At 71.1% G+C, this 19,630-nt stretch carries 18 protein-coding genes; 9 read left to right on the forward strand and 9 right to left on the reverse strand.

The features are described 5' to 3' along the window. The first annotated feature begins 18 nt into the window (after positions 1–18). Together A6A08_RS04050 and A6A08_RS04055 are read left to right on the forward strand one after the other, a co-directional pair. A complete protein-coding gene (locus A6A08_RS04050; protein ID WP_073701158.1) occupies positions 19–588 on the forward strand; it encodes a helix-turn-helix transcriptional regulator in 570 nt (189 codons plus the stop codon). Between the two features lie 193 nt (positions 589–781). Continuing rightward, on the forward strand, positions 782–1,651 hold the full coding sequence (locus A6A08_RS04055) for a trans-aconitate 2-methyltransferase (protein ID WP_073701273.1): 870 nt from the start codon (positions 782–784) through the stop codon (positions 1,649–1,651). 32 nt (positions 1,652–1,683) lie between these two features. Here the strand turns inward: A6A08_RS04055 and A6A08_RS04060 are convergent, their stop codons facing one another. Continuing rightward, on the reverse strand, positions 1,684–2,217 hold the full coding sequence (locus tag A6A08_RS04060; protein WP_083608816.1) for a GNAT family N-acetyltransferase: 534 nt from the start codon (positions 2,215–2,217) through the stop codon (positions 1,684–1,686). Between the two features lie 31 nt (positions 2,218–2,248). Between A6A08_RS04060 and A6A08_RS04065 the strand changes: the two genes are divergently transcribed. Beyond that, positions 2,249–2,806 (forward strand): XRE family transcriptional regulator, encoded by a 558-nt coding sequence (locus tag A6A08_RS04065; RefSeq protein ID WP_073701160.1) that lies wholly within the window; start codon positions 2,249–2,251, stop codon positions 2,804–2,806. 84 nt (positions 2,807–2,890) lie between these two features. On the opposite strand, the gene A6A08_RS04070 is transcribed toward A6A08_RS04065, so the two are convergent. Beyond that, positions 2,891–3,718 (reverse strand): phosphotransferase, encoded by an 828-nt coding sequence (locus A6A08_RS04070; protein ID WP_073701161.1) that lies wholly within the window; start codon positions 3,716–3,718, stop codon positions 2,891–2,893. A gap of 761 nt (positions 3,719–4,479) precedes the next feature. Between A6A08_RS04070 and A6A08_RS04075 the strand changes: the two genes are divergently transcribed. Both A6A08_RS04075 and gdhA read left to right on the forward strand, forming a co-directional pair. Next, the gene (locus tag A6A08_RS04075; protein WP_083608818.1) at positions 4,480–5,862 is read left to right on the forward strand and encodes a hypothetical protein; all 1,383 of its coding nucleotides are present in this window, start codon (positions 4,480–4,482) and stop codon (positions 5,860–5,862) included. 410 nt (positions 5,863–6,272) lie between these two features. Further along, positions 6,273–7,640: an NADP-specific glutamate dehydrogenase gene (gene gdhA, locus A6A08_RS04080; RefSeq protein WP_073701163.1), complete on the forward strand. Its 1,368-nt coding sequence runs from the start codon at positions 6,273–6,275 to the stop codon at positions 7,638–7,640. 72 nt (positions 7,641–7,712) lie between these two features. On the opposite strand, the gene A6A08_RS04085 is transcribed toward gdhA, so the two are convergent. After that, on the reverse strand, positions 7,713–8,690 hold the full coding sequence (locus A6A08_RS04085; protein WP_073701164.1) for an aldo/keto reductase: 978 nt from the start codon (positions 8,688–8,690) through the stop codon (positions 7,713–7,715). 299 nt (positions 8,691–8,989) lie between these two features. On the opposite strand from A6A08_RS04085, the gene A6A08_RS04090 reads away from it, so the two are divergent. Continuing rightward, a complete protein-coding gene (locus A6A08_RS04090) occupies positions 8,990–10,258 on the forward strand; it encodes a metallophosphoesterase family protein (protein WP_073701165.1) in 1,269 nt (422 codons plus the stop codon). A 319-nt stretch (positions 10,259–10,577) separates the two neighbouring features. Here the strand turns inward: A6A08_RS04090 and A6A08_RS04095 are convergent, their stop codons facing one another. From A6A08_RS04095 to A6A08_RS04100, 3 genes are all read right to left on the reverse strand, one after another. Continuing rightward, positions 10,578–11,321, reverse strand: a complete 744-nt coding sequence (locus A6A08_RS04095) for a hypothetical protein (RefSeq protein WP_073701166.1) — start codon at positions 11,319–11,321, stop codon at positions 10,578–10,580. Between the two features lie 108 nt (positions 11,322–11,429). Then, entirely contained in the window at positions 11,430–11,555 is a 126-nt protein-coding gene (locus tag A6A08_RS29065; RefSeq protein WP_274533996.1) for a hypothetical protein, read from the reverse strand. Between the two features lie 464 nt (positions 11,556–12,019). Next, a complete protein-coding gene (locus A6A08_RS04100) occupies positions 12,020–13,003 on the reverse strand; it encodes a helix-turn-helix domain-containing protein (protein WP_199866834.1) in 984 nt (327 codons plus the stop codon). A gap of 52 nt (positions 13,004–13,055) precedes the next feature. Between A6A08_RS04100 and A6A08_RS04105 the strand changes: the two genes are divergently transcribed. Continuing rightward, on the forward strand, positions 13,056–13,457 hold the full coding sequence (locus tag A6A08_RS04105; protein WP_073701168.1) for a cupin domain-containing protein: 402 nt from the start codon (positions 13,056–13,058) through the stop codon (positions 13,455–13,457). Between the two features lie 22 nt (positions 13,458–13,479). Here A6A08_RS04105 and A6A08_RS04110 read toward each other — a convergent pair whose 3' ends face one another. Beyond that, complete coding sequence (locus A6A08_RS04110; RefSeq protein WP_073701169.1) at positions 13,480–13,935, reverse strand: pyridoxamine 5'-phosphate oxidase family protein; 456 nt, start codon at positions 13,933–13,935, stop codon at positions 13,480–13,482. A 447-nt stretch (positions 13,936–14,382) separates the two neighbouring features. On the opposite strand from A6A08_RS04110, the gene A6A08_RS04115 reads away from it, so the two are divergent. Then, a complete protein-coding gene (locus tag A6A08_RS04115; protein ID WP_073701170.1) occupies positions 14,383–15,147 on the forward strand; it encodes a trans-aconitate 2-methyltransferase in 765 nt (254 codons plus the stop codon). Here the strand turns inward: A6A08_RS04115 and A6A08_RS04120 are convergent. Then, entirely contained in the window at positions 15,125–15,931 is an 807-nt protein-coding gene (locus tag A6A08_RS04120; protein ID WP_073701171.1) for a TetR/AcrR family transcriptional regulator, read from the reverse strand. The two genes, A6A08_RS04115 and A6A08_RS04120, sit on opposite strands and share 23 nt — an antisense overlap. A gap of 73 nt (positions 15,932–16,004) precedes the next feature. On the opposite strand from A6A08_RS04120, the gene A6A08_RS04125 reads away from it, so the two are divergent. Then, entirely contained in the window at positions 16,005–18,275 is a 2,271-nt protein-coding gene (locus A6A08_RS04125) for an excinuclease ABC subunit UvrA (protein WP_073701172.1), read from the forward strand. 112 nt (positions 18,276–18,387) lie between these two features. Here the strand turns inward: A6A08_RS04125 and A6A08_RS04130 are convergent, their stop codons facing one another. Continuing rightward, a complete protein-coding gene (locus tag A6A08_RS04130) occupies positions 18,388–19,515 on the reverse strand; it encodes a kelch repeat-containing protein (RefSeq protein ID WP_073701173.1) in 1,128 nt (375 codons plus the stop codon). Positions 19,516–19,630: the final 115 nt, after the last annotated feature.

Consider the following 19,630-nt stretch of genomic DNA (forward strand, 5'->3'; position numbering starts at 1 on the left):
AGGCATACACTATTGCCTATGACGCAAGACGATAGTGAGTTGGACAGCCTGGTACGCAAACGGATCCGGGCCCTGCGCGTGGCGCAGGGCTGGTCCCTGGAGGAACTGGCCTCCCGCGCCCATGTCAGCCAGTCCACGCTCAGCCGCATCGAGAACGGTCAGCGCCGTCTGGCCCTGGACCAGCTCGTCATCCTCGCCCGAGCCCTGGACACCTCCCTGGACCAACTCGTCGAGACCGACACCGACGACGTCGTCACCAGCCCGATGATCGACGCGGCCCACGGGCTCATGCGCTGGCCCATGAAGGCGGACCCCGGTATGAGCGTCGTGCGCCAGCGCATGACGGACCCGCCGCCCGACAGTCCCTCACGCATGCGCGCCCACCCCGGCCGCGAGTGGCTCGTCGTCCTGTCCGGCACCGCGGTCCTGCTGCTGGGCAACCGGCGCATCCGCGTGGAGACGAACCAGGCGGTGGAGTTCCCCACGATGCTGCCGCACGCCATCGGCGCCGAGGGCGGGCCCTGCGAGATCCTGGGCATCTTCGACCGCGACGCCAGCCGCGGCCACCAGCGCGGTGACGAAGCCTGAGACAGCGGCCACGCCCGCCTACCGCACCGGGCACCCCGTTTCCGCGCGCCGGCGCCGAAAGGTGGTGGTCAGGCGTGTGCCGCTCCGGCTCCGGATGCGGTCGCTTGCGCGTTCGGCAGCTCATCCGTCCATCGTCTTGCGCACCCTGGGAACCATGGCGCCGCGGCGGCACGGGCCTCCTAGCGTGGCCGTCATGACCCACGCTTCCCCGCACGCGGCACACGATGGCGCGCACTCCGTTTCCCAGCACACCCCCGACTCCGACGTCCAGGCGGAGATCCTCGACCTGGACGCGGAGGTACTCGTCGAGCACATCGCGTCCATCACCGCATGGCTGCCCGTCGGCAGGCGGCCGCGCCACATCGTGGACCTGGGGTGCGGGACCGGGACCGGTACCTTCGCCCTGCTCACGCGCTTCCCCGATGCGGAGGTGACCGCGGTCGACACGTCGGGCGGCCATCTGCGCCGCCTGCGGGACAGGGCCGAGGAGCTCGACGCGGCCGACCGGGTGCGCACGGTGGCGGCCGACCTCGACGCGGACTGGCCCGAGCTCGGCCGGCCCGAGCTGGTGTGGGCCTCGGCGTCGATGCACCACATGGCCGACCCCGACCGCGCCCTGCGCAAGGTCCACGACCTGCTCGCGTCCGGCGGCCTGTTCGCCGTCGTCGAGCTGGCCGGCTTCCCGCGCTTCCTGCCCGAGGACGCCCCGGGGGAGCGGCCCGGCCTTGAGGATCTCTGCCACGCCGCCCTCGCGCACCACCACGCCGAGCACGTGCCGCACCGCGGTGCCGACTGGGGTCCCAAGCTGGCCGCCGCCGGGTTCACCGTCGAGGACGAGCGCACGGTCACCGTGGACGTCGACGGCTCCCGCAGCGAGGCGGTCGGCCACTACGCGCTCAGCAGCCTGAGGTTCCTGCGCGACGGCGCCGCCCACGTCCTCGCCGTTGAGGACCTCGACGCCCTCGACCGGCTACTCGACGCCGACGGCCCGTTCAGCATCCTGCGCCGCGGCGACCTGGCGGTCCGTACCGAACGCACCGTGTGGGCCGCCCGCCGCGCCTGACCCGGCGGCGGGAACGAGGGGACCCTCCTGGTTCAGGCCCGCTCGGCGTGGGCGGACAGGTCGAGCTGGGCCCAGGCGATGTCGTGCCAGGCGTCGAACTTGCGGCCCGCCTTCCGCATGACGCCGACGTCCTCGAAACCCAGGGAGCGGTGCAGGCCCTGGCTGGCGTCGTTGGGCAGGGTCATGCAGGCGATGGCGGTGTGCATGCCGCGTTCGGCCAGGCGCGGCAGCAGTGCCCGGTACAGGGCGCTGCCCGCACCGGTGCGGCGGCGGCCGGTCCGGAGGTAGACGCTGACCTCGCACGTCCACCGGTAGGCGTCCCGGGCGCGGAAGGGGCCGCCGTAGGCGTAGCCCGCGATCCCCTCCGGTTCCTGGAGGACGATCCAGGCGTGGCGCTCCTGTGCCGCGGCGATCCGGTCGGCCATCTGCCCGGCGGTGGGCGGATCGTACTCGAAGGTGATCGCGGTATCGGTGACATAGGGCGCGTAGATCGCCGCGCACGCCTCGGCGTCCGCCCGGGTCGCGTCGCGGACGGTGAGGGTCGGCATCGAACTCATGCCAACCATGGTATGCGGGTATGTCATCTATAGTGAACACATGAGCGACGACCTGGGCCCCGCCCTCGCCCTGGCCCTGCAGGAGCTGCGGCAGGCCCGAGGGATGAGCGGGGGCGCCCTGGCCGAGCGCTCCGGTGTCTCCCGGGGCATGATCAGCCGGATCGAGAACGGCGACGTCCAGCCCACCGCGGCGTTGCTGGGCCGCTTGTCCGCCGCGCTGGGCATCACCCTGTCGGAGCTGATCGCCTGCGCCGAGCAGGGCGACCGGCGTCTGGCACGCGCGCACGAGCAGCCCGTGTGGACCGACCCGGAGACGGGCTACCGGCGGCGCGCGGTCTCGCCCGAGGCCGGGGGCCCCATCGAGCTGGTGGAGGTCGAGCTGCCCCCCGGAGCGCGGGTGGCCTTCCCCGTGGAGGCCTACACCTTCACCCACCACCAGATCTGGGTGCTGGAGGGCACGCTCACCTTCCGGGAGGGAGGCGTCGAGCACGTCCTGGGCAGGGGCGACTGCCTGCGCCTGGGGCCGCCCGAGCCGTGCGAGTACCACAACCCGGCCGGTGAGCCCTGCCGCTACCTGGTGGCCATCGCCCGACGCTAGGCCTGAGAGGGCTCCGGACTCCCGGCTTCGGGGCCGCCCTCCGGTCCGGTGGGCCCGGCGCCGCCCAGATGCCACGACGGTCCCTCAGGTCCCGGGGGCGGTCAGGGAGGCCAGGAACACCGATCGCTGCTCGGCCAGCCATGCCTGGCGGCGGTCCCAGCGCTCCCAACCGCCCAGCCGTTCCAGGTCGCGGACGAAGAGCTCGTCTCCGCTCTCGACCCGCCCGGCCACGAAGGCGCGTGCGACGGCGGTGTACTGCTCGATCGTCCCGGGCAGGGAGCGGCGATCGTCCAAGGAGAGCTCGTAGGCGTCGGCGAGCACGCGCAGCCGCCTGGGGACGTCGAGCTCCTCGCGCATCGTTCCCGCCGCCGACACGGGGTCGAGCGCGGGCACCATGTAGTAGGCCAGGGCGGCCACGTCCCAGAGCGGGCGGCCCGGCGCGGCCAGGTCGAAGTCGATCAGGGCGGCGGCCCGGCCGTCGCGGAAGACGATGTTCTCCAGGCACGGGTCGTTGTGGCACAGGAGCGGGCCGCCCTCGGGGTCGGCCAGGTCGCGTGACCAGGGGGCCGTGGTGTCCACGGGTACGCGCGCGGCGGCCTGGTGGTAGCGGCGCAGCAGCCCGGCGGTCGAGCGCAGGGCCTGTTCGCCCATCGCCCATACGGGAAAGGGCGGCAGCGCCACGTCCCCCTCGACGAATCCGAGCTCCTCGCGGCCGTCGCCGCGCAGCCGGAGCGGGACGGGCGCGCCGTCGAACCCGGCCCGAGCCAGGGACCGCAGGTGGTCGTGGAGGGCGGGGAAGGCGGGAGTGGCCGTGCGCACGACGCGGTCGCCGTGGCGGTGGACGGTGTTCATCATGCCGCCGGTGAGCCGCTGGCCCTCCTCGCCCGCGGGTGCGGGGGTGTTGTCGGTCATGCCTGCCTACCTTTCTTGTGGGGGTGCGTTCCTGACCGTCTGCAAAGTCGGGAGGACCCCGGGAGCGCCAGGTAGGGCTGTCATGTCTTTGGCGCAGGTAGGGCCGAGGAGGATGGGCCGCCTGGCGCTCCGCGACGACCGTGGCCGACGCTGAGCGGATCAGCAAGGGGCGAACGGCCCCGCGTGGCGTGCGGAACGGCGGTTCGGGGCGAGGGTTGTCCTGGTCCACAGGGAATGCCGTCTCGAATATCCCCTTTGCCCGTTGTCGGGTGGATGCGGAGGGGAGTTCCTTCACAGAACGGCTCTCGCGAAAGCCCCGTTCGGCTTCGTGGGGCTTTTCGCCGAGGGAGGACCCAACCCATCCCCACCCCAGGCAGAAAAATCCTGATTTGCGCGTTTTCCCTGGTAGATCCGGCGAAAAAGCCAGAGGAGAATTCCTCTGATCCCGCACGTACCCGTGTTCGCCCCCGCTACTGTGAACGCAGAAAAGACAAGCCCGATCCGGCGCTACCAACACCGAACCGGGCTTTGGCCACCTGCCTGCGTAACCAGGAAGGCAGCTTGCCACTCCCCTGAGCACAGCAGGAAAGCAGCTCACCATCTCCCTGAACACACCAGGAAGACAGCGCATGCTCCACTCTAGCGTTTACGGCCCCGCCGCAACAGCGATATCGAACATGTCGCGCGCCGAAAGCGCGCATGAGGCACCGGCACCACATGACCCGGTCTTTCCCCCGCTCCGCAAGCGCTCCCAGGGAGCCATGCGCGGTGTCGGGTTCAGGCCCGGCCTGTGGGTCGTCGACGCCCTCAAGGCCGGTCTCCTCTCCAGTACCAGCGCGTACGCCGTGGCCACGATCATCGCCGACGCGACCGACGCCGACGGCCGCTGGTGCTTTCTGCGCCTGGGCACGATCGTCAAGCGCTGCGGTGGGACCGCCAGCCTGTCCACGGTCAAGCGGGCGATCGACGCACTCGTGCGCGAAGGGCTGGTCCGCAGGCTGTCTCCGTCGCAGACGCGGGAGTTCTTCCACGACGACATCGCCGAGGAGCTCCGCTGGGCCAAGCACCTGCCGGTGGTACTGGAACTGATGATCCCGGCCGGTGACTTCCCGCCGCCGGAGTTGGAGAAGATCAACCACAGGCGCGCGGAACTGGGGGAGGAGCCGCTGACCGAGCAGTCCCGTCCGCGCCTTCGGGCGCGGAAGAGGGTTCATTCTGAACCGGGTGCCGGCTCACAAAGAGCCACAGACCTTTCCTCTGGAGACCCTTCCCCGAGCGAGCTCTGTCCGTCCGTCCCCGGGAGCCCCACCACAGACCGCGCGCCCGCGCGCGAGGCACCGGACGGACACGGCGTCGCCGCCGGCGGCGGTGCGCGGCGGGAGCCGAGCGGTCGAGCCCTGGAGCTGCTGGCCCATGTGCCCGACGCGGCCCTGCGCAACCCGGGCCCGGACCGGGCCGCGCTGGCCCACGCCGTGGACCGGCTCATCGGACAGGGGCTGGGACAGGAGGAACTCGTCGCGCTCCTGGACGGCCTCCACGCACCACGCCGCCCCTTCGCCGCGCTCATGCGCCGCGTCGGAAGCGCCGAGGACGCACGCGCCTTCCTCGACGGGCGCCTGGGCGCGGGCGTCCACCGCCCCGGGAGGGGCGCCTCGTCCCCGGGCCTGGGCGGGGTCCCCATGCCCCGCTGCGGCGAGGTCGGATCCGAAGGGGACGGCGGGGATGACGGGGACCTGTTCGCCGGGCCCGTGGAGTTCGTGGTCGACGCGCGGGGTACGGCGCCGCGCACCTGCCCCGACCATCCGGGCGTGCGCAACGTTCCGGGCGGTATCTGCCGTGTGTGCGGTAGAGCGTGCAGGTCCGTGCCCGGGGAGATCATGCATCCGCCCGCGCCCGCCGTCACCGCACCGGCGCCGCGGGCCGAAGCACCCGCCCCCGGCTCCGCCCTGGACGTCCCCGTCGAGGAGGTGGGGGCCGATCCGGCGGTGCTGGAACTGATGCGGGCTTCCCTGGAGGGTCCCCGTCGCGAAGGCCCCCGTCGTCCCGCCCGTGCCGCCGGGCGCGCGCCCGGCGTCGTGGCGCGTGCGGCGGTGGAGGCCGTGCGCGAACGGCTGATCCGTATCCGGGGGCGGGAACCGGGGTGAGGCACGGCCGCGTCCCCGCTGTGGCCGGTGCGAACAGGACCATAACCGGAGGGCGCGGGAGGTTTCCCCCACGCACGAGTGGGGATGCGCTGGTGTGCGCGCGTCACATGACGGAAACACCAGTGCAACACGACAGCGAGGCGGGCCGCCGCACCCGGTCTCCACGCACATCCCGGGCGAACTGGGGGAATGCCCGTTCCGGCGGGCCGTGAGCCGACCCGGTGTGCGCTGGGTCGCAAGATTTATGTTCACGTCAAGGTAATACACTCCTCACACAGCCACGATCCGCGGGCCTGAGGAACTCAGGGTCTCGGATCATCCGACGTATGGCGCCAGTGCGCGTTTTTCGAGGTTCCCGACACAACGGCGTGTGGGGTGCCCGTTCCACTGAGCCGAAAGGAACGCCACCCATGCCCTTCTCCTCCGAGGCACGCCGCGACCACCACCCCGGAGTCCGGTCGGCCTATGAGCACGTGGCTCGCCGCAACCCCGACGAGCCGGAGTTCCAGCAGGCGGTCCTGGAGGTCCTCGACGACCTCTCTCCCGCCCTGACCAGGCATCCCGAGTACGCCGAGCAGCGCATCCTGGAGCGCCTGTGCGAGCCCGAGCGCCAGCTCATGTTCCGGGTTCCCTGGCGTGACGACCAGGGGCGGGTGCACGTCAACCGGGGCTTTCGGGTGGAGTTCAACAGCGCGCTGGGCCCCTACAAGGGCGGCCTGCGCTTCCACCCCAGCGTGAACCTGGGCGTGATCAAGTTCCTGGGCTTCGAGCAGATCTTCAAGAACGCGCTGACCGGTATGAACATCGGCGGCGGCAAGGGCGGCAGCGACTTCGACCCCAAGGGGCGCTCGGAGGCGGAGATCGAGCGGTTCTGCCAGTCGTTCATGACCGAGCTGCACCGCCACCTGGGTGAGCACACCGACGTCCCGGCCGGGGACATCGGTGTGGGCGCCCGCGAGATCGGCTACCTGTTCGGCCAGTACCGGCGCCTGGCCAACCGGTGGGAGGCCGGGGTGATCACCGGCAAGGGCCTGGAGTGGGGCGGCTCGCGGGTGCGTACCGAGGCCACGGGGTACGGCAGCGTGCTGTTCACCCAGCGGATGCTGGAGCGTGTGGGCAAGGCGCTGGACGGGCAGCGCGTGGTGGTCTCCGGATCGGGCAACGTGGCCATCTACTCGGTGGAGAAGGCCCAGCAGCTGGGCGCCACCGTGGTGGCCTGCTCCGACTCCGCCGGTTACGTGGTCGACGACAAGGGCCTGGACCTGGACCTGCTCAAACAGGTCAAGGAGGTCGAGCGCGAGCGGATCAGCGTCTACGCCGAACGGCGCGTCGGTGCCCGCTACGTGGAGGGCGGCAGCGTGTGGGACGTGCCCTGCGACGTGGCGCTTCCCTCGGCCACCCAGAACGAGCTGGACGCCGAGGCGGCCCGCACCCTGGTACGCAACGGGGTGACGGCGGTGGCGGAGGGCGCGAACATGCCCACCACGCCCGAGGCAGTCCAGGTGCTGCGCGAGGCGAAGGTGCTGTTCGGTCCGGGCAAGGCGGCCAACGCCGGTGGTGTGGCCACCAGCGTGCTGGAGATGCGCCAGAACGCGCGGCGGACCTCGTGGTCCTTCCAGCACGCCGAGTCCGAGCTGGCCGAGACGATGGCCGACATCCACGACCGCTGCGAGGAGGCGGCCGAGCGCTACGGGGCCCCGGGCGACTACGTGCTGGGCGCGAACGTGGCCGGGTTCGAGCGGGTGGCGGGCGCGATGCTCGCCCAGGGCCTGATCTAGCGGGACCCGGATGAGGCCCCGGCGGCCGGCCCGCGGTTCGTCCGCGGCCGGCCGCCATGGGGCTCTACGTCCTCACCACAGGTGGTGGACCTGGGGGCGGATGAGCTCGTCGTAGACCTCACGGACCCGGGCGTGTGTGTCGGCGCCCAGCGGGGGCAGATCGGCGGCGGCCGCGTTGCCGTGTGCCTGGTCGGCGTTGCGGGCGCCGGGGATGACGACGCTGACACCCTCCTGGTCCAGGATCCAGCGCAGCGCGAACTGGGCCATGGTGACGCCCTCGGGAACCAGCGGGCGCACGCGCTCGACCGCCTTCAGCCCGGTGGCGTAGTCCACTCCGGAGAAGGTCTCGCCCTTGTCGAAGGCCTGGCCCTCCCGGTTGAAGTTGCGGTGGTCGTCCTCGCCGAAGGAGGTGTCGGCGGTGAACTTGCCCGACAGCAGGCCGCTGGCCAGAGGGACGCGCGCGATGATGCCGACCCCGGCCTCGCGGGCGGCGGGCAGGACCCGCTCCAGGGGCTTGTGCCGGAAGGCGTTGAGGATGATCTGGACGGTGGCGACGCCCGGGCGGGCGATCGCGGCCAGGGCCTCCTCGCAGGTCTCCACCGAGACGCCGTAGGAGCGCATGCGCCCCTCCTCGACCATGGCGTCCAGGTCGTCGAAGACGGCGTCGGTGTCGATGACCCGCGCGGGCGGGCAGTGCAGCTGGACGAGGTCGATGGTGTCCACGCCCAGGTTCCGGCGGGAGCGGTCGTTCCAGGCGCGGAAGTTGTCGGGGTTGTAGTTGGCGGGGGTCTGGTCCGCGCGGCGGCCCATCTTGGTGGCCACGGTGATGTCCGGGCGCTCCTTGAGCAGCCGGCCCACGAGCTGCTCGCTGCGTCCGTCGCCGTAGACGTCGGCGGTGTCGAAGAAGGTGACACCGGCGTCGGCGGCCGCGTGCAGGGCGGCCAGGGCGTCGGTCTCGCTGACCTCGCCCCAGGAGGCTCCGATCTGCCAGGCGCCGAAACCGACGACGCCGACGTTCTTGCTGGTGCGGCCGAGTACGCGTGTTTCCATGGAACCGATCCTAAGCCCCTGGGAGCGTTCCCAAAGGCACGTGGTCCGATGATCCCAGCTCGGCCGCCGACCGCTCGGGCCACCCGCGATCCGGACGCGGGCGCGCATGCCCGCCGGCTGCCCGGGCGGTGCCGCCCGGGCAGCCGGCACGCGCGTGGTGCCAGAGGCCGCCCCGCGCCGGGAACCGCTCCGGCGACGTTCACCCGCCTGCTACCGATGGTCACAGTGAGTTCACAGCATGTTGCCCGTGGGCGGTTACCTTCGCTGCGTCACCTTCCCCCCGGCAGAAAGGCACCGCCTTGTCCCGCTTCGCCGCCCACCGCGCCCTCGCCCTGGTGGGCACCACCCTGCTGGCCCTGACCACCGCCGCGACCACCGCCCCGACCGCGGCCGCGGCCACCGCACCCGAGCGCGTCATCCTCTCACCCACCGCCGACCCCTCCACCTCCCAGACCCTGACCTGGCGCTCGGACACCTCGAACGACCCCACCCTGCAGATCGCGCCGGCCGCCGACCCCGGCCGGGTCACCACGGTGCAGGGCACCGACACCTCCTCGGTCGGCGGCGTCTTCCACACCGCCACCGCCACCGGCCTGAGCCCCGACACCGCCTACCGCTACCGTGTCGGCGACGGCGCCTCCTTCAGCCCCTGGCGCACCTTCACCACCGCCGCGCGGGGGGCCGAGCCCTTCACCTTCCTCTACTTCGGGGACGTCCAGAACGGCATCTCCACCGGCGGCGCCACCATGGTGCGGGCCGCTCTGGAGGCCGAACCCGACGCGGAGCTGGCCGTGCACTCCGGGGACCTGGTCAACTCCGCCAACAGTGAGTCGGAGTGGAACCAGTGGTTCGACGCCTTCGGTCCGGAGGCCACCGGCACCATGAACCACATCGCCGCACCCGGAAACCACGAGTACTCCCTGTTCTCCCTGAGCCGTTACTGGAACCCCCAGTTCCCGGGCGCGGGCAACGGCCCCGCCAGCGGCCGCCACCTGGCCCAGACCGCCTACCGCACCGACTACCAGGGCGTGCGCTTCGTCGTCCTCAACTCCAACTACCGCAACGCCGCCCCGCTGAGCGCCGACTTCTGGCTGGACACCCAGCAGCGCTGGCTGGAGGAGGCCCTGGCCACCAACCCCCACCCCTGGACGGTGGTCACCTTCCACCACCCGGTCTTCTCCAACAGCCCCAGCCGCGACAACGGCCCCCTGCGCGAGTCCTGGCTCGACACCCTGGAGGAGTACGACGTCGACCTGGTCCTCCAGGGACACGACCACTCCTACGGGCGGGGCAACCTGACCGCCAACCGCACCGAGGACCCCGGCGTGCAGACCGGGCCCGTCTACACCGTCGCGGTGACCGGCACCAAGATGTACGACGCCTCCGAGGACAACTGGACCGACAACGGCGCCGAGGTGCGCGTGCAAATGGCCGACACCCCCACCTTCCAGGCCGTGGAGGTGGAGGGCACCAGCCTGCACTACACCGCCCGCACCGCCGACGGCACCGTCGTGGACTCCTTCACCATCGACAAGAGCGGCGGCAAGAGCGTCACCGACACGTTCTGACACGGTCGCGGCGCCGCGGGTTCGCGGGTCGCGGTGGTGCCCCCGGCCTTGCGGGGGCACCACCCGTGCCTCAGCGCTCCGTTGCGGTCAACGGCCCCGGGCCGAACCGCTCCCGGTAGGCCGAGGGGCGGTTCAGGTGTTCGCGGACCACCCCGGGCCGGCCGATCAGAGGAGGAAGGCCGCAGTGCTGCACCGGTACTCGTCTCGGGTGGCGGCCCCAGCGTTGGAGGCGGGTCTTACCGATCGCCCGGGTGACGGGATCGCACGGTGGATCTTGATCGCCACGACCAGATCATGCCACGGCTCTCCACTGCCTGCTTCATCCGGTATCACGCACTGACTCGTTACTCTTGTTCGGATGGGGTACGGTGTCGCCCCGGCGGCCACGCCCGTGTTCTCGCCAATAGGCAAATCCGCCGAAGACGGCGAGAATGAATCCTAGACCGAACCAGGCGGCGGGGGGTGTCGTCCGTGCCGCGATTTGCTCGTAGTAATTTTGGTTCTCCTCCTCGGTGCCCATCAGGAAAGAGGAAGCGTGGGAGCGGGAGGAGAAAGTGCATTCCAGACCGCCGGGAAGCGACAAGGTCTCGGACTTGACCTGAACGTCGTAGATGCCGACCTGGGGATCCCAGTCCTCGTGGGCCAGCCGAACGCTCCCATGGAAGTTGTAGTGCTGGAAGGTGAGGGCGGATCCCCGCAGAGGGAGGATGAGATCCCCCGCACGCCGGACCGAATTCCCCAGGTCGGTGAGATAGGTATCGCGGACGCCCTCGCTCTCGATCCGACCGTACCGTTCGGCTGGGGCCAGGCGTAGGACAAGATCGGTGTTCACTTCCGCCACCTCCACCGAGGGGAACGAAGTGCGGTATATCACCTGTCCCAGGACGTCGATGACAACCTTCTTCTCGGGGGGCACGGTAACAATCGTCGAGACGAAGAATTTGGCTTGCTCCGCTCCCGGGCAGTGCAGCTCGACTCTCGGAGGTGCTTCCTCTGCAGCGGCGCCTGCCGGAAGCGAGAGCCCCAGGATCAGCGCGGAGCCCGCAGCGAAAAACCTGATCATTCCTACCTCCCCATCCTCTCTCGGCCAGGGTTGCCGCGGTGTGTGACCGACTGCCCGGCGACACAGGGCGTCGACGCGTATCCAGAGTGAACGTTCGCGCAGCGGCACTCAGGTTGAACCGTCAACAACGGCACGGGATTCGCCGTGCCCCATGCCGAACAAGCCTTCCAGGGCGGGATAGAGCGCGCAATCCTTTTCGTAGATTCGGTTCGACAGGGGAAGCGAGGCGCGCATGTGGGAGAGGGTCGGCGCGTTCCGGTTGAAGGAGTTCTGGGGTTGGCAGGTAGTGGCCGTGTCCCTTGCGGCCCGGCTTGGGAAGGCCCCGAGCATGTCTCCCTCGCTCCCTTTGCCCGGTGATTACCAAGCGTTGATCTTCAACTCTGTCGGTGTCCTCACTAGGGCGTCGGAAAAGGGTCAGGACGGCGCCCGCGCCGCTGGTGGCCGAGGCGGTCACGCGTGTTCTGAACGGCCGTGTTCGCTCTGCCGGGGCGGCCGTTCCCGGGGAGGCGTTCGACACCGCGGACTTCCTGGCGGCGCTGTCTTCCGAGGCGCCGGAGGTGGGGCTGCCCGGGGTGAACACGAAGAGCCGGAAAGGTGCGGTGATCAGGCCACCGAGGTGCGCGTGCAGATGGCCGTCACCTCCCGCCTTCCAGGACGTGGAGGTGGAGGGCACCAGCCTGCACGACACCACCCGTGCCTCAGCGCTCCGCTCCGGTCAACGGACCCGGGCCGAACCGCTCCCGGTAGGCCGAGGGGCTGATCCCGATCTGTGCGCGCATGCTCGCGCGCAGGTTGGCGGTACTGCCCAGGCCGCTGGCACGGGCGACCGCCTCCAGTCCCATACCGCCCACCTCGATCAGGCGGCAGGCCAGCAGCACCCGCTCCGAGCGCAGCCAGGTCAGCGGGGTCATGCCCAGTTCGGCCCGGAAGCGGCGGTGCAGGGTCGCGGAGCTGACCGCCGCTCGCGAGGCCAGGTCGGCGACGCTCAGTGGGGCGTCCAGGCGCTCACGCGCCCAGTCCAGGACGGGGGCGAGGGAGGAGTCGGCCGTCTCGGGGAGGGGACGCTGCACGAACTGGCGCTGCCCGCCCTGCCGGTGGGTGGTGAACACCAGGCGTCTGCCGACGGTGTTGGCGACCAACGCGCCGTGGTCGCGGCGGATCAGGTGCAGGCCCAGGTCCAGGGCGGCGGCGCTGCCCGCCGCGGTGAGCACGTCCCCCTCGTCCACGAAGAGCACGTCCCGCTCCAGGCGGACCTTCGGATAGGTCCGGGTGAACAGTTCCTCGAACCGCCAGTGCGTGGCGGCACGCCGACCGTCCAGGACCCCGGCCTCGGCCAGGGTGAACGCGCCGCTGCAGAAGCTGACCAGGCGGGCACCGCGTCGGGCCGCCCCGCGCACGGCCTCCACCACCTCCGGGGCGGGCGGCACCCACGGGTCGGGACGGTTGGGCACGATGACGGTGTCGGCCTCCTCCGTCGCCTCCAGCCCGGCCATGCCGGTGAGGGTGAACATGTCCCGGTGGACGCGCACCTCGTGCGCGGCCGCGCACACCCTCAGGTCGTACCAGGGGCGGTCGATCTCGGGGCGGCGCAGCCCGAACAACTCGGTGGCCACGCTCATCTCGAAGGGGTTGGAGCCCTCGTCGACGACCAGCGCCACGCGGTGCGAGGATTCTTGCGGCATGTGCGATTCCTAGCACTTCCCCGGGCGGTGCGCCATGGCCAGGATGGCTGTCATGAGCGAACAGCCGATCAACCTGAACGACGCGCTGGACTCCTTCGACCAGCTGTGGAGCCCGCGCATCGTCACCCGGGTCAACGACTACGACGTGCGCGTGGCCAAGGTTTGGGGCGAGTACGTGTGGCACGCCCACGACGACACCGACGAATTCTTCCTGCTGCTGGACGGGGACCTGCGCATCCGGCTGAGGGAGGACGCCGAGGGGCCCGAGCGCGTGGTCACCCTGGAGAGGGGATCGGTGTTCGTGGTCCCGCGCGGCACCGAGCACCGGCCCGAGTCCGACGGCGGCGCCTCGATCCTGCTTTTCGAGCCGACCGGGACGCTGACGGTGGGGGACCGCCACGGTGAGGTGCCCGACCACGTGGACCCCACCACCGGGCACGCCCTGGACGGCTGAGCCCCCGCGGCCGTGGCGTTGTTCAGGGGCGGGTCTTGGACAGATCCTGGACGATGGTCCGTTCGGGCACGAAGCGGATGAACCGTGTGTCCTCGTCGAAGTCCCTGAAGTCGGTGGGCCAGATGGACTCGTCCTCGCCGAGGTAGCGGCGAAGCTTGCGTCTGGAGCGTTCCTCGTCGTAGGGCACGACCTCGGCCTCACCGCGCATGATGACCTGGAGGAACTCCAGTTCCTCCAGGTCGCAGGCGTCCACGACCAGGGCGGCCCTGGGATCCTTCTCCAGGAACCGGGACATCTTCGCGTAGGCGCCGGTGAGCCACCACATGGCCCCCTCCTCCCACAGGAACCAGACCGGGCGCACCGTGGGCGCACCGAAGGAGTCGGAGACGGCCACCCGGGCGACCAGGGGGCGGGCGAGGAAGGCGTCGACATCGAAGGGGTGCGTCTTGTGACCGGGGGCGCCGGGGTTGTGCTCCACTCCCTCAGGCTAGGCGGCCCAGGCCGGCGGGGAAAGGCCGGTCTTCGGGCTGTGGACGACCCGTCTCGGGCGGACAGCGGACGGCTGTGGACTGTCCGAAGCGCTCGGGAGGCGCGGAAGGTGAAGCGGTAGGCGAGCGGTCCCACGCCGGCGACCCGCTGGAAGCGGCGCCGCGGCGCAGCGTGGTGGCGGCGCTGTCTTCCCAGGCGCTGGTGGTGGAGCTGCCCGGCGCGGACACGAAGAGCCGGCAAGGGGCGGCGACCCGGCCGCCGGGGTGCCAGGGAGGCAGGCGGGGAGCGTGGGCAGGCGCGCCGAGACGAGGCGGGGGCCGCCGTCTCGTCCGAGGCCTCGCCGGACGGCGGCACCACCGCGCACGGTTGCGGTCCGCGCGTTCGGCGGGACGGAAAACCCGGTGACAGCGGGAGAGCGGGCGGCCACAATGGCCCGATGGTCGATCGCCACTTCTCCCAGCCGGACATGGCCGAGCTCTACGACTACTTCAACTTCTGGCGGTGCACACCCCAGGACGACTTCTACCTCGACCTGGTGATGGACGCCCGCTCGGTACTGGACGCGGGCTGCGGTACGGGCAAGCTCCAGCGGGTGGCTCGCGAGCGCGGCCACACCGGGCGCCTGGTCGGGCTCGACCCGGCCGACGCGATGCTGGAGGTCGGGCGGCGCGACCGCGACGACATCGAGTGGACCCTGGGCGACCTGGCCCACGGCCCCTACGACGGTGAGGCGGGCGGCCCCTACGAGGACGAGTTCGACCTGATCGTCATGACCGGCCACGCCTTCCAGGAGCTCACCACCGACGATGAACTCCGGAAGGCCCTGGCCTCGGTGCGCCGGGCACTGACCGGGGACGGCCGGTTCGTGTTCGAGACCCGCAACCCGGCAGCGCGCGGCTGGGAGGCGTGGAACCCCGAGCGGGCACGCACCGTGAACGGCCCCGGAGGACGCAGGGCCACCTGTGTCCACCGGCTGGAGAGCGTGGAGGGCGACCTGGTGACCTTCACCTCCAGTTACACCGTCGAGGGGTGGGCCGAGCCGGGGCACAGCCGCAGCACGCTGCGCTTCCTGGACGCCGACACCCTGAACGGTTTCCTGGCCGAGGCCGGATTGGCGGTGAGCGCGCAGTACGGCTACTGGGACCGCGGCCCGCTCACCGAGGCCAGCCAGGAGATCATCACCTTCGCGCGTTCGCGCTGATCGCGCCCTGGATCCCGTCGAGCAGGGCCTCCAGCCCGAACCGGAAGGTCTCCCAGGCCTCCTGCTCCAGGTAGGGCTCGCTGTCGTTCTCGTTGTCGAAGGCGCCCTGTTCGGACATGAGGGTCAGGACGGGGAAGCGCTCGGAGAAGTCGGGGGCGACCCTCTCCAGCTGCGCCGAGCGCTCGTACCACCACCGGTCCTCGGGCACACCCGTGACCTCCTGGGCCCGGCGCGCCTCGGAGGCGGTCTGCGCGGGCCCGCGCACCAGGGTGAACAGGTTGCCGTAGGCGCTGCGGATCTGGGCGGGGGCCAGCCCGGCGCGGTGCAGCACCGAGGCCAGCGACTCGAACAGCCGGTACTCGTTGGGGCCCAGTACCGGGCGGGCCTGGGAGACCTCCAGCGTCCAGGGGTGGCGCAGGAAGAAGTCCCACAGCCGGGTGGCCCAGGCGGTGGTGGCCGCGCGCCAGCCGGTCTCCGCCTCGGCCTCCGCCGCCTCGGCCAACTCCTTGAACGCGTGGTCGTACATCAGCTCGACGAGCTCGTTCTTGCTGGCCACGTACGTGTACAGGGACATGGCCGTGCGGCCCAGGCGCTGGCCCACCGAGCGCATGGACAGCGCCCGCATGCCCTCGGCGTCGGCGAGGGCGACGGCGGTCTCCACCACCAGGTCCACGCTGAGCTCGGGCTTGGGGCCGGGCGCGGTACGCGCGGCCCCGCTGCCGGGGGCGCGCCACAGCAGGTCCATGGTGCGACGAGCGTCCCCCTGTCCGGCGTAGACCACCACTTGCATCTCCTTATCGCATAAACTAACCTTCGCAGGCTGTTAGTTTACCGCATAAGGAATCTCTAGGAGCAGCGTGCCCTCCGAACCCGTCACCGCGGACACCCACGACGCCATCCAGGTCAGAGGAGCCAGGGAGAACAACCTCGCCGACGTCTGCGTGGACATCCCCAAGCGGAGGCTGAGCGTCTTCACGGGCCTGTCCGGCTCGGGGAAGTCCTCCCTGGTCTTCGGCACGATCGCCGCCGAGTCCCAGCGGCTCATCAACGAGACCTACACGACCTTCGTCCAGTCGTTCATGCCGAGCCTGGGGCGGCCCGACGTGGACAGCCTGCGCAACCTGAGCGCGGCCATCATCGTCGACCAGGAGCGCATGGGCGCCAACTCCCGCTCCACCGTGGGCACCGCCACCGACGCCTCCGCCATGCTGCGCCTCGTCTTCAGCCGGGTGGGCACCCCGCGGCTGGAGCCCTCCAGCGCCTTCAGCTTCAACCACTCCGAGGGCATGTGCGGTGAGTGCGAGGGCCTGGGACGCACCAACCAGGTCGACGTGGAGGAGCTCTACGACCGCGACCTGTCCCTGAACGAGGGGGCCATCACCGTCCCCGGCTACTCCGTGGGCTCCTGGTACTGGCAGGTCATGGCGAACTCCGGGCTGCTGGACCCGGACCGCAAGCTGCGCGACTACACGCCCGAGCAGTGGCAGACCTTCCTGCACCAGCCCGCCACGCGGATCAAGCTGGAGAACAACTCCTTCTCCTACGAGGGCCTGCTGGTCAAACTCAGGCGCACCTACCTGGCCAAGGACCGCGACTCCATGCAGCCCGCGATCCGCGCGTTCGTGGACCGGGCGGTCACCTACTCCACCTGCCCCGAGTGCGGGGGCACCCGCCTCAACGCCCGGGCCCGCTCGGTCCAGGTGGCCGGACGCACCATCACCGAGTGCTCGGCCATGCAGGTCGACGAGCTCGCCGGGTTCGTGCGCTCCCTGGACGAGCCCTCGGTCAAGCCCCTGCTGGACAACCTCGGCCACACCCTGGACTCCCTGGTGCAGGTGGGCCTGGGCTACCTGAGCCTGGACCGGGAGTCGGGCACCCTCTCGGGCGGGGAGGCCCAGCGGGTCAAGATGGTGCGCCACCTGGGCTCCAGCCTCAGCGACATCACCTACGTCTTCGACGAGCCCACCGTGGGCCTGCACCCGCACGACATCGAGCGGATGAACAATCTGCTGCTGAGCCTGCGCGACAAGGGCAACACGGTGCTGGTGGTCGAGCACAAGCCCGAGACCATCGCCATCGCCGACCACGTGGTGGACCTGGGCCCCGGTGCCGGCCCCTCGGGCGGGCACGTCACCTATGCCGGGGACGTGGCCGGGCTGCGCGCCTCGGGCACGCTCACCGGGGACCACCTGGACCACCGGGCCGCCCTGCGCACGCGGGTGCGCCGACCCACGGGAGCCATCCCCATCACCGGGGCCAGCACCCACAACCTCAAGAACGTGAGCACGGACATCCCGACCGGCGTGCTCACCGTGGTCACCGGTGTGGCGGGATCGGGCAAGAGCTCGCTCATCCACGGCGCCCTGCCCGGCCGCGAGGGCGTGGTGGTGGTCGACCAGTCGCCGATCCGGGGCTCGCGCCGCTCCAACCCGGCCACCTACACCGGGCTGCTGGACCCCGTCCGCACCGCCTTCGCCCGCGCCAACGGTGTCAAGGCGTCGCTGTTCAGCGCCAACTCCGAGGGCGCCTGCCCCGAGTGCAAGGGCGCCGGGGTCGTCTACACCGACCTGGCGATGATGGCCGGGGTCGCCACCACCTGCGAACAGTGCCAGGGCAAGCGGTTCCGGCCCGAGGTGCTCACCCACGAACTGCGCGGCAGGAACATCAGCCAGGTGCTGGCGATGTCGGTGGTGGAGGCACGGGAGTTCTTCACCACCGGCAACGCCCGCACCATCCTGGACCGGCTCCACGACGTGGGCCTGGGCTACCTGGGCCTGGGACAGCCGCTGACCACCCTGTCGGGCGGCGAGCGGCAACGGCTCAAGCTGGCGATCAGCATGGCCCGGGACGGGGCGGTGTACGTGCTGGACGAGCCCACCACCGGCCTGCACCTGGCCGACGTGGACCGCCTCCTGGCGCTGTTGGACCGCCTGGTGGAGGACGGCAACACGGTCGTGGTCATCGAGCACCACCAGGCGGTGATGGCGCACGCCGACCACATCATCGACCTGGGGCCGGGCGCCGGGCACGACGGCGGGCGGATCGTCTTCGAGGGCAGTCCCGCCGACCTGGTGGCCGACGGCGACACCCTCACCGCCCGCCATCTGCGCGCCTACCTGGGGCGCTGAGCCCCGCCCCCACCGTGTCCGCCCGGACGCCTCCTTCCCGCGCGGCGCGCGAGGGGCGTCCGGGCGGACGCGGCTCCGGGCCTGGAGGGGGCCGAGGGAGCGGCGGTACGGTTCAGGCGGTGATGTCGGCCCTGACCCCGGAGGTCTCACACAGACCGCCCCAGCCGAGCAGGACACCGTCGGCGGCGGGTTCGAGGGGACCGCAGTAACCGGAGAGGCCCTCGGACTGCAGCCGGTAGGTGCCCGCCCCGGGGTTCCACATGCTGAACTCCCCGGAGAGGGTGGCGAGCAGCCCCAGCCCGTCCACGAAGCCCGTCTCCCCCGCGTCCAGGGCGCCGGTCGCCAGCGAGAACGGAGGGCGAAAGCCGGTGTGGCGGGCCTCGTCGACCAGGTCCGCCCGTCCCTGACCGTCCACCTCGTACAGTTTCGCGCCTTCCTCGGACCGGACCGCCAGGAGGACCTCACCGGCGGGGGAGGCCGCCAGCCCGACCTGGAGGTTCAGTTCCTCGCCCGTCTCCTCCAGCCCGGAGACCCTCCGCACCGACGCGTTCGCGTCGCCCGGGCCGAACGTGACCGTGAACATTCCCCCGGAGTGGCCTCCCACGGCCACCACCTCGTCATCGAGGGCCTGCATGTCGTACACGAGGAAGCCGTCGTCCACCCCGTCCAGGGCGACGGTGTCCCAGGCGTCCTCCGACGGGGAGTACACCAGGAAGCCCTTCTCGCCCTGCTCGCTGTGCCCGCCGCCGAAGACCGCGTGCCCGCCCACGGCCACCGCCTGCGCCAGGGACCTCGCACCGGGCGCCGGCGCGATCGGTTCCCAGGAGTCCGTCTCCATGTCGTAGAGGGCTCCGTCTCCGGCCAGGTGCGCTTCGGGACCGCCGGAGTGCGTCGGGGTGAACCCTCCCCATACCAGCATCCGGTCCTGCACCATGACGGCGCTGTGACGGGTCCTGGACTCCAGGTCCACCTCCGGCAGTATCCGCCAGGAACCGGTGTCGGGGGAGTAGGCGGCACCGTCGGCGTAGGAGTCGTGCTGGGTCGCGCCGTGCCCGCCCCAGACGAGGAGTTCCTCCCCCGACCAGACGAGGCTGTGGTCCTGCCTGGAGGCGAGGGGGCCGGAGGGGAGTTCGCTCACGGAGACGTCCACGTCCCATGATGGTTCCTCCTCCGGGCCGCAGGAGACGGCCAGTAGGGAGAGGGCCAGCAGGGGGACCGTCGCTCTCAGCGGGGGATTCATCAAACCACGCATTCCATGCTTTTTTTCGCCGCGGCGGGGGCGGTCCCCGCGCGGCGTGCGCAGTGTACGGGCCAAACCCGCCCGGGGTGGTCCTGTCCGGGACGCTCGGCGATCA

This window comes from Nocardiopsis sp. TSRI0078 (assembly GCF_001905145.1).
GTDB lineage: Bacteria > Actinomycetota > Actinomycetes > Streptosporangiales > Streptosporangiaceae > Nocardiopsis.

What these genes read in the sequence shown, in the direction of transcription:
- gdhA (WP_073701163.1), top strand. Translation starts at nt 6,273, where the DNA reads ATGCCCTTCTCCTCCGAGGCACGCCGCGACCACCACCCCGGAGTCCGG.
- A6A08_RS04075 (WP_083608818.1), top strand. Translation starts at nt 4,480, where the DNA reads ATGCGCGGTGTCGGGTTCAGGCCCGGCCTGTGGGTCGTCGACGCCCTC.
- A6A08_RS04105 (WP_073701168.1), top strand. Translation starts at nt 13,056, where the DNA reads ATGAGCGAACAGCCGATCAACCTGAACGACGCGCTGGACTCCTTCGAC.
- A6A08_RS29065 (WP_274533996.1), bottom strand. Translation starts at nt 11,555, where the DNA reads ATGCGCGCCTCGCTTCCCCTGTCGAACCGAATCTACGAAAAGGATTGC.
- A6A08_RS04055 (WP_073701273.1), top strand. Translation starts at nt 782, where the DNA reads ATGACCCACGCTTCCCCGCACGCGGCACACGATGGCGCGCACTCCGTT.
- A6A08_RS04115 (WP_073701170.1), top strand. Translation starts at nt 14,383, where the DNA reads ATGGTCGATCGCCACTTCTCCCAGCCGGACATGGCCGAGCTCTACGAC.
- A6A08_RS04095 (WP_073701166.1), bottom strand. Translation starts at nt 11,321, where the DNA reads ATGATCAGGTTTTTCGCTGCGGGCTCCGCGCTGATCCTGGGGCTCTCG.
- A6A08_RS04070 (WP_073701161.1), bottom strand. Translation starts at nt 3,718, where the DNA reads ATGACCGACAACACCCCCGCACCCGCGGGCGAGGAGGGCCAGCGGCTC.
- A6A08_RS04130 (WP_073701173.1), bottom strand. Translation starts at nt 19,515, where the DNA reads ATGAATCCCCCGCTGAGAGCGACGGTCCCCCTGCTGGCCCTCTCCCTA.
- A6A08_RS04065 (WP_073701160.1), top strand. Translation starts at nt 2,249, where the DNA reads ATGAGCGACGACCTGGGCCCCGCCCTCGCCCTGGCCCTGCAGGAGCTG.
- A6A08_RS04060 (WP_083608816.1), bottom strand. Translation starts at nt 2,217, where the DNA reads ATGGTTGGCATGAGTTCGATGCCGACCCTCACCGTCCGCGACGCGACC.
- A6A08_RS04100 (WP_199866834.1), bottom strand. Translation starts at nt 13,003, where the DNA reads ATGCCGCAAGAATCCTCGCACCGCGTGGCGCTGGTCGTCGACGAGGGC.
- A6A08_RS04050 (WP_073701158.1), top strand. Translation starts at nt 19, where the DNA reads ATGACGCAAGACGATAGTGAGTTGGACAGCCTGGTACGCAAACGGATC.
- A6A08_RS04085 (WP_073701164.1), bottom strand. Translation starts at nt 8,690, where the DNA reads ATGGAAACACGCGTACTCGGCCGCACCAGCAAGAACGTCGGCGTCGTC.